The 14,565-nt window shown below is 69.6% G+C and carries 13 protein-coding genes and 1 riboswitch; of the genes, 6 read left to right on the top strand and 7 right to left on the bottom strand.

Features of this window, described 5'->3' with window-relative positions; translation table 11 throughout:
- Positions 1 to 7 precede the first annotated feature (7 nt).
- Together AB5G72_RS06960 and AB5G72_RS06955 are read right to left on the bottom strand one after the other, a co-directional pair.
- Positions 8 to 895, bottom strand: a complete 888-nt coding sequence (locus tag AB5G72_RS06960; protein ID WP_317470800.1) for a hypothetical protein — start codon at positions 893 to 895, stop codon at positions 8 to 10.
- The gene (locus AB5G72_RS06955; RefSeq protein WP_154830756.1) at positions 892 to 1,353 is read right to left on the bottom strand and encodes an SRPBCC family protein; all 462 of its coding nucleotides are present in this window, start codon (positions 1,351 to 1,353) and stop codon (positions 892 to 894) included. Before AB5G72_RS06955 ends, AB5G72_RS06960 begins: the two co-directional genes overlap by 4 nt.
- 143 nt (positions 1,354 to 1,496) lie before the next feature.
- Here AB5G72_RS06955 and AB5G72_RS06950 point away from each other — a divergent pair, with 143 nt between their 5' ends.
- A complete protein-coding gene (locus AB5G72_RS06950; RefSeq protein WP_271799582.1) occupies positions 1,497 to 3,296 on the top strand; it encodes an AMP-dependent synthetase/ligase in 1,800 nt (599 codons plus the stop codon).
- A 34-nt stretch (positions 3,297 to 3,330) separates the two neighbouring features.
- On the opposite strand, the gene AB5G72_RS06945 is transcribed toward AB5G72_RS06950, so the two are convergent.
- The 4 genes from AB5G72_RS06945 to AB5G72_RS06930 all read right to left on the bottom strand — a co-directional run bounded on the left by AB5G72_RS06945 (position 3,331) and on the right by AB5G72_RS06930 (position 6,952).
- A complete protein-coding gene (locus tag AB5G72_RS06945; protein WP_271799583.1) occupies positions 3,331 to 4,464 on the bottom strand; it encodes a glycosyltransferase family 4 protein in 1,134 nt (377 codons plus the stop codon).
- Positions 4,465 to 4,600: 136 nt separating this feature from the next.
- Positions 4,601 to 5,524, bottom strand: coding sequence for an NlpC/P60 family protein (locus tag AB5G72_RS06940; RefSeq protein WP_440221286.1), 924 nt, complete (start codon positions 5,522 to 5,524; stop codon positions 4,601 to 4,603).
- Positions 5,525 to 5,971: 447 nt separating this feature from the next.
- Positions 5,972 to 6,583, bottom strand: coding sequence for a C40 family peptidase (locus AB5G72_RS06935; RefSeq protein ID WP_271799585.1), 612 nt, complete (start codon positions 6,581 to 6,583; stop codon positions 5,972 to 5,974).
- 12 nt (positions 6,584 to 6,595) lie between these two features.
- Positions 6,596 to 6,744: riboswitch (cyclic di-AMP (ydaO/yuaA leader) on the bottom strand.
- Positions 6,745 to 6,823: 79 nt separating this feature from the next.
- The gene (locus AB5G72_RS06930; protein WP_271799586.1) at positions 6,824 to 6,952 is read right to left on the bottom strand and encodes a hypothetical protein; all 129 of its coding nucleotides are present in this window, start codon (positions 6,950 to 6,952) and stop codon (positions 6,824 to 6,826) included.
- 244 nt (positions 6,953 to 7,196) lie between these two features.
- On the opposite strand from AB5G72_RS06930, the gene AB5G72_RS06925 reads away from it, so the two are divergent.
- A complete protein-coding gene (locus AB5G72_RS06925) occupies positions 7,197 to 8,828 on the top strand; it encodes a DEDD exonuclease domain-containing protein (RefSeq protein ID WP_440221285.1) in 1,632 nt (543 codons plus the stop codon).
- Here the strand turns inward: AB5G72_RS06925 and trpD are convergent.
- A complete protein-coding gene (gene trpD / locus AB5G72_RS06920; protein ID WP_440221284.1) occupies positions 8,815 to 9,873 on the bottom strand; it encodes an anthranilate phosphoribosyltransferase in 1,059 nt (352 codons plus the stop codon). The genes AB5G72_RS06925 and trpD overlap by 14 nt on opposite strands.
- A 291-nt stretch (positions 9,874 to 10,164) precedes the next feature.
- Between trpD and ctaE the strand changes: the two genes are divergently transcribed.
- From ctaE to qcrB, 4 genes are read left to right on the top strand one after another with little or no spacing between them, the layout of a single operon-like run.
- Positions 10,165 to 10,776, top strand: a complete 612-nt coding sequence (gene ctaE, locus AB5G72_RS06915; RefSeq protein ID WP_067713706.1) for an aa3-type cytochrome oxidase subunit III — start codon at positions 10,165 to 10,167, stop codon at positions 10,774 to 10,776.
- Positions 10,777 to 10,832: 56 nt separating this feature from the next.
- Entirely contained in the window at positions 10,833 to 11,717 is an 885-nt protein-coding gene (qcrC, locus tag AB5G72_RS06910) for a cytochrome bc1 complex diheme cytochrome c subunit (protein ID WP_440221283.1), read from the top strand.
- Positions 11,714 to 12,904, top strand: a complete 1,191-nt coding sequence (gene qcrA, locus AB5G72_RS06905; RefSeq protein WP_154830749.1) for a cytochrome bc1 complex Rieske iron-sulfur subunit — start codon at positions 11,714 to 11,716, stop codon at positions 12,902 to 12,904. The genes qcrC and qcrA overlap by 4 nt, the downstream gene beginning before the upstream one ends.
- A complete protein-coding gene (gene qcrB / locus AB5G72_RS06900) occupies positions 12,901 to 14,523 on the top strand; it encodes a cytochrome bc1 complex cytochrome b subunit (protein ID WP_120285795.1) in 1,623 nt (540 codons plus the stop codon). Before qcrA ends, qcrB begins: the two co-directional genes overlap by 4 nt.
- Positions 14,524 to 14,565 lie beyond the last annotated feature (42 nt).

Genomic DNA, 14,565 nt, shown 5'->3' with positions numbered 1-14,565 from the left:
GCGGATACTACCCGGCGCGGTCCGCAGATCCGGACGGTACGAGGTTCGGGGGCCACAGATCCGGGTCGGGCAGGAAGCTGATCACCAGTCGACCCGCGTCGCGCTCGAAGACGGACTGCGTGAGCACACACCGGCGCAGCAGCGGCGGCAGCGCCACCACCGCCCGGAACCCGTCGAACTCCAGGCGGAGCCGGTCCCCCTCGACCGAGACCGGCGCGGACGGGCGGGTCGGGGCCGGGTACTCGACCCGGTATCCGCCCTCGCCGTCGGGCGCCACCACCGGGGTGACGGCGCCGCGGGCCAGGGTCGCCATGGCAGCCGTGGAGCCGGCCGGGGACCCCACCACGATGGTCTCGATCCTCCCGGCGAGGAAGCCGGCCACGTCACCGGCGAGCAGCGCGAGTCTGTGCGCTTCCCGCACCCGCACGTCGGCGCGTCCGCCCGCCGCCATGGAGGCGAAGCGCACATTGGCGGGCCAACGTGATTCCACGAACGCGGCCAGTTCCCCGGCCGCCGCGAGCCGGCGCACCGCGGTCAGGTCCCCGTCGAGCTCGACCACGACGACGTCCCAGTACTCGGACGACGCGGCCCGTCGCGCGTACTCCCACCCGAGCACCGCGGCCAGTGGGGTGTCCCCTCCGGCGGCGAGCGCCGCGAGTACGTCGTCGTCCGGATCGGCGGCGCCGGACCGGTAGGCCTCGAGCCTTGCCGTCGGGTCGTCGACCCGGACCTCGACGGGCCCGTCCTCCGAGACGTCGAGACGGGGATCGACGGCATCGGGATGGCCGGTCAGGATCAACGCCGTGCAGCCGGGGTCCGCGAGCAGGTCGGCGGTGGCGCCTGCGCGGTCCTCGGGATCTCCCCCGAGGACGACGACGACACGGGTTCTGCTCACCGCGACTCCGCCCGGCGCTTGAGTTCCTTCAGCGCGTCGCCCAGGATACGCCGCTCGGCGCGGCTGCGCAGGCTCCCGATCACCGGGACCGTGAGCTCGATCTCGAGTTCGTAGTCCACACGCGTGCCGCCCTCCACCGGTTCGAGCCGGTAGTAGCCCCGTTGGGCCCTCTGCAACGCCGAGCTCTCGAGCCGCCACTCCAGACCGCGGTCGTCCGCCGACCAGGAGTAGACGAGGACGTACTCGTCGACGATCGCGCCCGCCTCGAGCTCGAACCGCACCCGGTCCGGACGGCCGTCCTGACCGGTGGAGAGCACTTCGGCCGCGCGGATCGACGCGGACCACTCCGGATACGCGGCGAAGTCGGAGATGACCGCCATGACGTCCTCCACCGGTGCGTCGACCACCGTGGAGTCTCTGGTCGGCCACACCTCGGGGGCGCCGTCGTGCTCGCTCATACCCACAAGCTTCACATATCCCGCTCCGCGATGCGCCCCACCCGCGGCGCCCGGAGGGCAGGCGACGTGACCACCGTGTGGTCCCGGCGATAGTGTGTGTGTGGTCACCGACATACTCTGAACGTCTCCACCGGGAGGACCCTTTGCGCGAATACGTCGCGGTACCCGCCAACTTCACCGTCCCTGACGACTGGTCCTGCGTACAGTCGGCATACGACCGTGCGGAGAACACCCCGGAGAACGTGGCGTTCCAGAAGCCCGTCGACGGTCGGTGGACGGACGTCACCAACCGCGAGTTCGCCGAGGAGGTCCGGACGATCGCCCGCGGACTGGTGGCGCTCGGTGTCCGGGCGGGCGATCGGGTCGCCCTCCTGAGCTCCACCCGGTACGAGTGGAATCTCATCGACTTCGCGATCTGGGCCGTCGGCGCGGTCACCGTTCCCGTGTACGACAGCTCCAGCGCCGACCAGATCCACTGGATCATGGAGGACTCCGCGGCCCGGTTGATCATCGTCGAGAACGACACCCACGCCACCACCGCCCGGGAGGGCGTGCAGGGCCTGGAGGTCGCCGACGTCCTGGTGATCGACGGTGCGACCCCGGTCCTGGAGACCCTCGCCTCCGAGGGGGCCTCGGTCGACGTCTCGGTGCTCGACGAGCGCCGGGCTTCGGTCCGCGCCGACTCCCCCGCGACGCTGATCTACACCTCGGGGACCACGGGCCGCCCCAAGGGCGTCATGCTCAGCCACCGCAACTTCATGTCCGAGACGCTCGCCGTGCTCGAGACGCCGTTCAGCGGGGTCCTGCGGGACGACGCCACCTCGGTGATGTTCCTGCCCCTGGCCCACGTGTTGGCCCGCGCCATCACCTACGCCGGCTTCCACGCCGGCGTGACCATCGCGCATTCCGCCGACCTGACCAACCTGGTCGAGACGTTCGGCGAGATGAAGCCGCACTACATCCTGGCCGTCCCCCGCGTGTTCCAGAAGGTCTTCAACAAGGCCCAGGCGACCGCGCAGGACGGTGGCGCGGTCAAGGCGTGGATGTTCGACAAGGCCGCGGACACCGCGGTCGCGTACTCCAAGGCCAACCGGGGTGACGGCCGGGTGGGTCCGCTGCTCGGGCTGCGCCACGCGATCTTCTCGAAGTTGGTCTACGCCAAGCTCGTCAACGCGCTCGGTGGGCGTTGCGAGGTCGCCATCTCCGGCGGCGCGGCCCTGGGTGAGCGCCTGACCCACTTCTTCGACGGCATCGGGGTCAACATCTTCGAGGGCTACGGCCTGACGGAGACCTGTGCGGCGATCACGGTCAACACCCCGGGGCGGATGCGGATCGGCAGCGTCGGCCAGCCGTTGCCCGGCTGCGCGGTCCGGATCGCGCAGGACGGTGAGGTCGAGGTGAGCGGGCCCGTCGTCGCCTCCGGCTACTGGCAGAACGAGGAGGCGACCGCCGAATCCTTCAGCGACGGCTGGTTCCGCACCGGTGACCTGGGTTCGCTGGACGAGGACGGGTACCTGTCGATCACCGGCCGCAAGAAGGAGATCATCGTCACGGCCGGCGGGAAGAACGTGGCTCCCAACCAGCTCGAGGACGCTCTGCGTGCGGACCCGCTCGTGGCGGAGGCGGTGTGCGTGGGCGACGGAAAGCCGTTCGTCTCGGCCCTGCTGACCCTCGACCCGGAGGCCGTCGAACGGTGGAAGACCCACCACGACAAGTCCGGCTCGTTGTACGAGTTGCTCAAGGACGCCGACCTGATCGAGCACCTGGACCAGGCGCTGGTGCGGGCGAACCGGAGCGTGTCTCACTCCGAGTCGATCAAGAAGTACCACGTCCTCCCGGACCAGTTTACCGAGGAGACCGGTGAGCTCACCGCGTCCCTGAAGGTCAAGCGCAACGTCGTGCACCAGAAGTACGCCCAGCAGATCGAGTCGCTCTACGCCTGATCGGACTGCGCGTCGGAACGCGTGCTCTCGCGGGTCACTCCCCCGAGAGCACGCGTTCCATGTCCCGGGCCAGGTCCTCCCAGCGCCAGTTCTCCAGCACCCAGGTGCGGCCGCGGACCCCCATGGCCGACGCCCTGGGCCGGTCCTCGAGGAGGCCGGCGACGGCGTCGGCGACCTCGCCCTGTGACGTCCCGTCGACGACGAGACCGGTCCGGCCGTCGCGCACCGTCTCCGGGGCACCGCCGCTCCGGCCCGCCACGACCGGCACCCCGCACGCGGACGCCTCCAGGTAGACGATTCCCAGCCCCTCGACGTCCAGCCCTCCCCCTCGGGTCCTGCACGGCATCGCGAAGACGTCCGCCAGTCGGTGGTGGTCGACGATCTCGTCCGCGGGGACGCGGCCGGTGAAGACGACCCGGTCGGCCACCCCGAGGCGGCGCGCCAGTCCTTCCAGCGTGCGCCGATAGGGCCCACCGCCGACGACGACGAGGACCGCCCCGGGCACCCGCCGGGCGATCTCCGGCATCGCCCGGATGAGCATGTCCTGGCCCTTCCGCGGCACGAGGCGGGACAGACACACGATCACGTCGCGGTCCGCGAGTCCGTAACGGTCGCGGATCGCCCTTCGCCGTGCGGGATCCGGCCGGAACCTCTCCGTATCGACGCCACCCGGCTGGTGCACCAGGCGGGCGCGGGGGCCGAACGCCGCCGCGAACCGCCTCCGTGTGTAGTCGCTCACGTAGGTGACCGCGTCGGTGGACTCGCCGATCAGTCGCAGGATCTGGCGCGAGCCCGGCAGCATCGACCAGCCGACCTCGTGTCCGTGTGTGCTCGCGATGATGCGGTCCACGGGGCCCTGCCGTAGCACCGGCGCCATGGCGGCGAGGGGGGCGGCGGCCCCGAACCAGATCGTCGTCGCGCCGAAGTCCGAGGCGAGCCTTCGTGCGCGTGCCGCGAGGTCGGGCGTGGGGAGCACCACCTCGGTGGGCACCCTCTCCACCAGATAGGGCTTGGCGGCGTCGTACTCCGCCGATTCGCCACCCCGGAACGTCGAGGCGAGCACCGCGACGTCCGTCGGGTCCAGGTGGCTCAGATACGTCTCCAGGTACGACTGGATCCCGCCCGGGCGCGGCGGGTAGTCGTTGGTGATCAACAGCGTCTTGGTCATCGGCTCCGAGCCTGCCACACAACCCGGCCCGCCTCGGCCCCGCCCGGTGCGTCGTCCTCGTCGGGAAGGGGCGGAGCGCGATCGGGGACGGCCGGTGTCTGCGCGGGGCGGCCGTGCTTGGCCGGGTCGGCCGGGGTCAGTAGCGGCGGATCCCGTGGATCGGCATCGCGTCGACCTGCTCGAGGCGGACCGGCACACCGTAGGTCGGGGCGTGCAGGACCAGACCGTCGCCGGCGTACATCCCGACGTGGGTGGCGCCGGGGAAGTAGATGACAAGGTCACCGGGCCGGATGTCGTTCATCGCCACCGGGGCGCCCGCGACCGCCTGCGCCTGGCTCGCCCGGGGCAGCGCCTTGCCCTCCTGCGCGTACGACCACACCATGAGACCGGAGCAGTCGAACTCGGACGGGCCCGTCGCGCCCCACGAGTAGGGCGCGCCCAGCCGGGAGAGTGCGACTCGGAGCGCCGCGGAATTGACGTCGTCCGCCGGCGGGGCGACGTACCCCTCCGGCACCACCGGTCCACCGATCCAGAGATCCCGTTGTGCGTCCGACAGTGCGTCGACCCGGCGACGGACCTCGTCCATCCGTACCCGCATCTCCTCGGTTCGGCGGGCGAGCGCGTCGGTTCGCTCCTGCGCGACGCGGGCCGCGTCCCGGGCCTCGGCCGCGGAACGCGCGGCCTCTTCCCTGAGCTGCACCGCATCCCGGGACGCCGCTCTGGAGGCGTCCAGTGCACTCGTGGTGGCCCCGGACAGTCGGCGCAGCGTGTCGAGCCTGTGGACCAGGTCCCGGGGGCTCTCGGCGAGCACTGCCGCCCGTGTGGCGCCGGTGTCCCCGCCCCGGTACCGCATGGTCGCGAGGTGATCGACGGTGGACTGGTCCCGGCGCGCGGTGCCGTCCGCGAGGGCGGACCGTCCGGCTGCGACCCCGGCGGCCCGTTCGAGGCGGACGCGCTCCCCGTTGGCGCGGTCCAGTTCCCCGCGCGCGAGGTAGAGCTGCTCCCCCAATGCTCCCGCCTCCTCGGACAACCGGGCCAGCTCCGCCAGGTCCTCGCTCATCTCGCCGCGCACCGCCGTGGCGGATGGCGTGGTGGACGGTGCAGTCTGCGACGGAGCGGGGGAAGACGGAGCGGTCGACGACGGAGCGGTCGACGACGGAGCGGGAGAAGTCGAAACCTGATCAGGCGGGGTAACCGGACCCGGGACAGGCGCCGTGGTCGCGGTTGGCGACGACCGGTCCGGGGTGGTGGTCTGCGCTCCGGCCGGCGCGGGACCGAGGGTCAACGAGGTGGTCACGGTCGCTGCGATCGCGAGCACGCTGAGGCTGCGGGTCATCTGGTGTCGTCGAACTCTCGGATCCGGGTCACGCAGGGCGCGGGCGCCCAGCCGACGCCTACGGTGGAATCGGGTACCCGAGAGGGGATGTTACAGACGACAGACCCCGCCGGTGACCGGTTCGAGACCGGACGCCGACGGGGTCTGCGGAGGTTCGGGGAGCGACCCGACTCAGTAGTAGCGGGTCGCACCGTAGAACGGCATGGAGTCCACCGGCGCGTAGCTCACCGAGGTGCCCGAGGACGGGGCGTGGACGACCTGGCCGTTGCCGGCGTAGATCCCGACGTGGCTGGCGCCACTGTAGAAGGCGACGATGTCGCCGGGCTGCAGGTCGGCCTTGGAGACCTGGGTGCCGCCGCCGATCTGGGCCTGGCTGGTGCGCGGGATGGAGATCCCCGCCTCCTTGTAAGCCCACGAGGTCAGACCGGAGCAGTCGAACGAGTTGGGGCCGGTAGCGCCCCAGACGTAGGGCGAGCCGACCCGGGTGGTGGCGGCGTCGAGGATGCGCTGGCCGGTCGAGACCACCGGCGCGGGGGCGGCGAACTCGACGGGCGCCGCCTGTGCCTGGGCCTGGGCCAAGCCGGCCGGGAGCTCGATGCCCTCCGGTAGGTCGAACGAGACCTGGTTCGGCACGCCGGGCAGCCGCAGCTCGACGGGGACGTCGACGGTGACGGGTGCGGCGGCGGCGGTTCCGGAACCGGCGACAGCGGCTCCGGCTGCGAGCAGGCCGGCGGCGGCGACACGGCGGCCGGTCGAGCTGGTCTTGATGCTGTGGGCTCCCACGAAGACTGTTCCTCTTTCTTCCTGCGGCACCGACCGGGTTAGCTGACGGGTTCGGACACGGAAGTCTGTCCTACGCTTCGGACCTGTAGGCCCTCGTGCGATTCACCCCAGTGGATCTTGGTTCCCCGGTGCGCCCTTCGGCGCTTAGGTGTGACCCCGGCTCCCCACCGGCAGGCGGGCGATGACTTCCGAGGTCTCGAAAAGGTTACGAAACCGTCTCGTCGAAGTCCAGTTCATCGCTCACGCGGCGACGTCAGCCCCCAGAATCTCGACCGTGGAGACCATTCCGACCTCGCGCAGGACGTCGATCGCCTCGCGAACCTCCGGGTCCAGAACATACCCGCACGACTTCGGAGAAAGCTCGTCCACCTGCGGTTTTCCGGCGTCGAGAACAGCGATGATGCACCCGTCACACGCGGCGGGTCCCGCGGGACACCGAACGCAATCCATCGTGAACATGATCTACCTCACACTTCGTCCTGGGCGTGTTGCCCGTTCGTTATCGAGCCGCGATACGGGCCCGGGGTGGTCGTACTGCGGGGCACCCTAGGGACAGGGTCCGACAACCACGGCGGGGCCGGCCGTGTCGGAGGGCGGGGCTACCGTCTCCGGCATGCCCCGATCCCCCTCCCCCGTCTCGACCGGGGTGCAGGCAGCTTTCGACGATCTCGAGCCTCTGCTGTCCGACGTCACGTTCGTCGTGGTCGACCTGGAGACGACGGGCACCCGGACCGGAAGCGACGAGATCACCGAGATCGGCGCGGTACGCGTTCGGGGCGGCGAGGTGCAGGCGGAGCTGTCGACGTTCGTCTCGATCGACGGTGCCCTGCCCGGCCACATCAGCAGACTGACCGGGATAGCTCCGGACGACCTCGTCGGTGCCCCGAGTCTCGGCGAGGTGATGTCGACGTTTCTCGAATTCTCCCGCGGGGCCGTCCTCGTCGCCCACAACGCGCGGTTCGACCTGGGGTTCCTGCGGGCCGCCGCCGCGTCGACCGGGCACCCGTGGCCCGATCCCCCGTCGCTCTGCACCCTGGCTCTCGCGAGGCGGGTGCTGCACCGCGGGGAGACACGAGGCCACCGGTTGGGAGTCCTCGCCGCGCACCTGGGGGCCACCGTGGAGCCCAATCACCGGGCCCTGCAGGACGCCCGCGCCACGGTCGACGTGCTCCACGCACTGATCTCGCGGGTCGGCGACTGCGGGGTCTCGACCCTGTCGGAGTTACGGGCCTACGACGGTCGCCTCTCCCCGGAGGTGAGGCGACGGGCCGCCATGACCGGGTCATTGACCGAGGGGCCCGGTGTCTACGTGTTCCGGGACGACGCCGGTGGCGCTCTGTACGTCGGCTCGTCCGGTGCGGTCCGCAGACGGGCCCGGTCCTATTACTCCGGAGGTGACACGCGCGGACGGATGCGCACCATGGTCGGGCTGGCCGACTCCATCGACTCGGTCGCGTGCGCCCACCTCCTTGAGGCGTGGACCGTCGAGGAACAGCTCATCGACTCGCTTCAACCACCGTTCAACACCCGGTCGCGGCGCCCTCGCCGCGGCTGGTGGCTCACGCCCCCCACCGGCCGCGCCACCCGCCCGAAGGTCGTGAGAACCCCGGACGACCCCGCCGCCATCGGGCCCTTCCGGCGCGCCGAGGACGCCCGGGCCGCCTGGGAGGATCTCCTCGGCGTGCTCGGCACCGCCCCGGGATCCGATCGCTGGGCGGCGCTGGCGGAGGGACGGGACTCCGGTCCCCTGCGGGATCTGGTGGACAGGGTGGAGCTACTCGCGGCCGAGGGCGCGTTCGAACGCGCGGCCCGGCTCCGCGACAGGACCGCGGCCCTCGTGCGCGTCCTCTCCCAACGGCAGGAACTCACCGCAACGGCCTCGCTGCCCGAGATCGTTCTCGCACAGCCGTCGCCGCGCCGGACGTGGGCGGTCGCGGTGGTGCGCCACGGTCGACTCGCCGGATCCGGGGTCGTCCCGCCGGGAGCGGCACCGATGCCCGTCATCGACGGACTCCGGGCCGCCGCGACCACCGTGCAGCCCGGACCCGGGCCCTTCGCCGGTGCCACCGCCGCCCAGATCCGGAACGTCCACCGGTGGATCGACTCGACCCGGACACGCATCGTCTCGGTCGAGGGCTGCTGGACGCTCCCCCTGGACGGGGCGCACACGCTGACCGGCTGGGCGACCCTGGCAGAGAGCGCCGCCGCCGAGCACCGCGGGACTGGACTCGTCAGCTCACGCTGAACCCGGCCCACTTCTCGAGCAGCCGCGCCGCCTCGCCGTCGTCGATCGCCGCCGCGGCTCGGTCCACCGCGGCCCGCATGGCAGACACCAGGTCGGCACCACGCTCGAGACCGTCGAATGCCACCAGCGCGGCCGCGGAGTTGAGCAGCACCGCATCGCGGACCGGGCCCCGTGCTCCAGCGAGGAGATCGCGGGCGACCCCGGCGTTGTGGATGCCGTCCCCGCCCCGCAACTCCTCGATCGAGCAGGTGCTCATCCCGAAGTCGGCGGGCTCGACCTGATCCTCGTCCACATGACCGTCCGAGACCCGCAGCACCCGGGTGGGACCGGTCATGGTGATCTCGTCGAGGCCGTCCGACCCACGCACCACGAGCGCCGACCTGCCGCGCAGCGCGAACACCTCTGCCATCACCGTCATCAGTCCCTCAAAGGCGCAGCCGATGAGATTCGCGGCGGGGGCCGCGGGATTCGTCAGCGGACCGAGGATGTTGAAGACGGTCGGGATCCCGATCTCACGCCGGGGCGTCGCGGCGAAACGCAACGCGGGATGGAACACGGGCGCGAAGCAGAAAGCCACGCCCACCTCGTCGAGGCACCGCCCGACGTCCTCCGGGCCGAGGTCGATCGCCACCCCGAGTGCCTCGAGCACATCGGCACCGCCGCTCTTGGACGACGCCGCCCGGTTGCCGTGTTTGACCACGGGCACGCCGCAGGCGCTGACCACGAGAGAGGACATCGTCGAGATGTTCACCGTGCCCTGGCGGTCACCACCGGTACCGACGATGTCCACGCAGGGACGATCAGTGGGCACCCGACGGGAGTAGTCGAGCATGGTCGAGGCCAGCGCATCGAGCTCCGGACCGGTGACGCCCTTCATCTTGAGGGCAACCCCGAAGGCGGCGATCTGAGCGTCGGTGGCGACACCCTCCATGATCCGGGACATCGCCCACCCGGCCTCCGCGGGATCGAGGTCCCCGCCCGCGGTGAGGGTGCCGAGAACCCCGGGCCACGACCGGCCCCCGTCGAACGCTGCCGAACTGCCCACGTGTCCCGACCTCCTCTGGTGTCATGGAAACGGACACGCCCCACAGGGCGCCGCCCGCACGTCGTCAATCGTGCCACTGTTCCGACCCGGCCCGTGCGCTGACACCCTGCACTCCGGCGGCGGCGAGCGGCCGGTGCTCGCCTGAGAGTGCCCTGATAGCCCCTGCAAGGGGGACCAATACCGACCCTTGCCCTGAGAGTTTCCGAAGCGACCTGCGGAAACGCTGGACAGACACGCCGATTTCGGGGGTCCGTGCAGACTCGTCCCTCCTCAGGGGTCATACTTGGCCACGTGACGAGCGCAGTAGATAACTCAGGATCGGCCATGGCCCAGCGTGTTCATTCGCTGAATCGGCCGAACATGGTCAGTGTGGGCACCATTGTCTGGCTGTCCCAGGAGCTGATGTTCTTCGCGGGCCTGTTCGCGATGTACTTCGTCTCCAAGGCGAACTCGGGAGGTGACTGGCCTTCCTATCCCGTACACCTCAATGTGCCGTACGCCCTGACGATCACCGTCATCCTGGTGGCGTCGTCGTTCACCTGCCAGATGGGCGTCTTCGCCGCCGAGCAGGGTGACGTCTTCGGACTCCGCAGGTGGTACATGATCTCCGCCTTGATGGGAACAGTGTTCCTGATCGGACAGACGTACGAGTACGTGATGCTCTACCTCGAGGGCGTCACGATCTCGTCGAGCGTCTACGGGTCGGTATTCTTCATTACCACCGGTTTCCATGGGCTTCACGTGTTGGCGGGCGTCCTGGCGTTCGTCGTACTGGTCATGCGGACCACGATGTCGCGATTCACGCCGGCGCAGGCCACAGCCGCCATCGTCGTGTCGTATTACTGGCACTTTGTCGACGTGGTCTGGATCGGACTTTTCGTCACCATCTACTTCATTCAGTAGTCAGCTGGCCGCAGGACGCTGTGTCCAGCGGGTCCCAACTCCAAAGGGAACTCACAATGAACTCTCCTCTCCCACCCGCTGCCGATACGCCGTCGCTGGACCCCGTTGTGGCTCCAGCGCGCCCAGTGTCCACGAAGCGTCGCCGGAAGGCAGTCGGCGCGCTAGTCATCGCGGGCGGCCTCGTCGGGGCGGGCGCTGTCGCCACGGCTGTCATGCCCGAGCCACAGGTCGCGACGGCTCAACAGGACCAGGCCGCGCTCATCGCCGACGGAAAGCAGCTCTACGAGGTCTCCTGTGTCACCTGCCACGGGATAAATCTCCAAGGCGTCAAGGACCGCGGTCCATCCTTGGTCGGCACGGGCGCGGGAGCGACGTACTTCCAGGTGAACTCCGGCCGCATGCCGGCGGCGGACAACGAGGCCCAGGCGGAGCGCAAGAAGCCCCGCTACAGCGAGCACCAGATCATCGCGCTCGCAGCGTATGTCGACCTCTACGGTGGCGGCCCCGAGGTCGTCACCGACCCGGACGGCACCATCGCCCAGGAGTCGCTGCGCGGTGCCTCCGGTCAGGCCCGCGCCGAGGAGATCGCCCGTGGGTCCGAGCTCTTCCGCCTCAACTGTGCGTCCTGCCACAACTTCACCGGGCGCGGCGGCGCGCTGTCGGCGGGCAAGTACGCCCCGGTGCTCGATCCTGCCAACGAGCAGGAGATCTACCAGGCGATGCTGACCGGTCCGCAGAACATGCCCAAGTTCTCGGACCGCCAGCTCACGCCTGACGAGAAGAAGGACATCATCGCCTTCATCAAGGACGCGGACAGCAAGGTCTCGCCCGGAGGCTACGGCCTCGGCGGCCTCGGTCCCGTGACCGAGGGTGTGGCCATGTGGCTTGTCGGCATCGTCGCCCTCATCGGTGCGACCCTGTGGATCGGATCCCGTTCATGAGTGAGACCCCGAAGAACCCGTCCCCTGCGGATCTCGACCGGATGAGCGATGCCGAGCTCGTGCGCATGGGCACCGAACTCGACGAGGTCGACGTCCGGTTCCGCGAGGCCCGTTTCCCGGAGGGCACCACCACCCGCGCCGAGAAGCGCGCGGCGCTGACCGTCACCACCTGGTTCGCGCTGTCGGCACTGTTCGGCCTCGCCTTCGCCGTCGTCTACATCTTCTGGCCGTGGGAGTACCGCGGCGAGGGTGAGGACGGCTACTGGTTGTACATGACCTACACGCCACTGCTCGGCCTGACGATCGGGCTGTCGATCCTGTTCCTGGGCTTCGGCGCGGTGCAGTTCACCAAGAAGTTCATCCCCGAGGAGATCTCGGTCCAGACCCGCCACGACGGCGCCTCGGACGATCTCGACCGGCGCACCTTCGTCGCCGAGCTCAACGACTCGTGGAAGACCTCCACCCTCGGCCGCCGCAAGGTCATGGGCGGCTTCCTCGGCGCGGGTGTGGGGCTCATCGGCCTCTCCGCGATCCTGCCGCTCGGCGGCATGATCAAGAACCCGTGGAAGCGCGGGGAGATGACCCTCGCCGGTGACGGCACGCTGCACACCACCGGGTGGACCCTGGCGTCCGACACCCGTCCCGACGGCCTCCCGCCGGAGAAGGTCTACCTCGGCCGCGACACCGGCAAGGTCTACCCCGACGGGCACCCGCCGGCCGGCGAGGGTCGCCTCGAGCGCATCCGTGTGGACGACCTGTCCGCCGGTGGCCTCGAGTCCGTCTTCCCCCTCCCCGCCAGCGCCCTGGGCAACTTCGAGGAGCACATGCACTCGATCCACGGTTCGCGCAACTCGGTCATGTTGATCCGTTTCCGTCCCGAGGACGCGGCCCGCGTGACCAAGCGCAAGGGCCAGGAGAACTTCAACTACGGCGACCTGTACGCCTACTCGAAGATCTGCACCCACCTCGGCTGCCCCACGTCGCTGTACGAGCAGCAGACCCATCGATTCCTCTGCCCGTGCCACCAGTCGCAGTTCGACGCGCTCGAGTACGCGAAGCCGATCTTCGGCCCCGCCGCCCGTGCACTACCGCAGCTGCCCATCGCCGTCGACAGCGAGGGTTACCTCGTCGCCAACGGTGACTTCATCGAGCCGGTCGGACCTGCCTTCTGGGAGCGTCGTTCATGAGCAACAACACGAGACTCGCGGCACTGGGCGATGGCCTGGACTCGCGGTACACCATGTCCAAGGGCCTGCGCCGGCAGATCAACAAGGTCTTCCCGACGCACTGGTCCTTCCTGCTGGGCGAGATCGCCCTGTACAGCTTCATCATCCTGTTGATCTCGGGTGTCTACCTCACCCTGTTCTTCGACCCGTCCCTGTCGAAGGTGATCTACCAGGGTGCCTACGCACCGCTCAACGGCATCGAGATCTCCCGTGCCTACGAGACGGCGTTGAACATCTCGTTCGAGGTCCGTGGCGGACTCTTCGTGCGCCAGATCCACCACTGGGCGGCGCTGCTGTTCGTCGCCTCGATGGTCGTCCACATGATCCGCATCTTCTTCACCGGCGCGTTCCGTCGCCCGCGTGAGGCCAACTGGGTCATCGGTTGTGTGCTGCTGCTCCTGGGCATCGTCGAGGGCTTCCTCGGCTACGGCCTGCCGGACGACGTCCTCTCGGGCACCGGCCTCCGGATCACCTCGAGCATCATCGTCGGCCTGCCGGTCATCGGCACCTGGATGCACTGGATGATCTTCGGCGGGGACTTCCCCGGCGAACTGATGATCCCGCGCTTCTACGTCCTGCACGTGCTGATCATCCCCGCGATCATCCTCGCGCTGATCGCCGCTCACCTGGCGCTGGTCTGGTACCAGAAGCACACGCAGTTCCCCGGGCCCGGCCGCACGGAGAACAATGTCGTCGGTGTCCGGATCCTCCCGGTCTTCGCCGTGAAGTCGATCGCCTTCGGCGCCATCACCGTCGGCATGCTCATGCTCTTCTCGGGCCTGTTCACGATCAACGCGATATGGAACCTCGGGCCATACAACCCGTCGCACATCTCGGCGGGCTCGCAGCCCGACTGGTACATGCTGTGGACAGAGGGCGGCGCGCGAGTGATGCCGGCCTGGGAGCTCTACCTCGGCCCGTACACCGTGACCGCCACGACCTGGGTGGCCGTCATGCTGGGCGCCATGGTCGCGCTGATGTTCGCGTACCCGTGGATCGAGTCGAAGCTCACCGGCGAGAAGGGGCATCACAACCTGCTGCAGCGTCCGCGCGACGTGCCGGTCCGCACCGCGGCGGGCATGATGGCGATCACGTTCTACGTGATCCTGGTGCTCATGGGTGCCAACGACCTCATCGCGTACCACTTCTCGATCTCGCTCAACGCGACGACGTGGGCGGGTCGAATCGGCCTGATCGTCCTGCCGCCGCTGGTGTACTTCGCCACCTACCGCCTGTGCCTGGGTCTCCAGCGCGCGGACCGCGAGGTGTTGGAGCACGGCATCGAGACCGGCATCATCATGCGGATGCCGCAGGGCGAGTTCATCGAGGTGCACCAGCCGCTCGGCGAGATGGACGAGCACGGCCATGCCGTTCCGCTCGCCTACGCCGGCGCCAAGGTGCCCACCAAGATGAACCAGCTCGGTGTGGCCGGCCGTCCCCCGCGGGGCGCTCTCAAGGCCGATCCGGTCGAGGAGGCCCGTCTGCTCGAGGACGCCGACCACGACAAGCACCACCGCGAGCACTCGATGCTCACCACGTTGCAGGAGGAGAACCGGACTCGTCGCCACGACGGGCACTGATTCCCCGACAGCACCCGACCGCGGGCCGGATCTCCACCTGGA

Source organism: Dietzia sp. MNB45, from assembly GCF_051994785.1.
Lineage (GTDB): Bacteria > Actinomycetota > Actinomycetes > Mycobacteriales > Mycobacteriaceae > Dietzia > Dietzia kunjamensis.
Note: the sequence above shows the minus strand (reverse complement) of the source record. Positions and strands in the feature narration are given on the sequence as shown.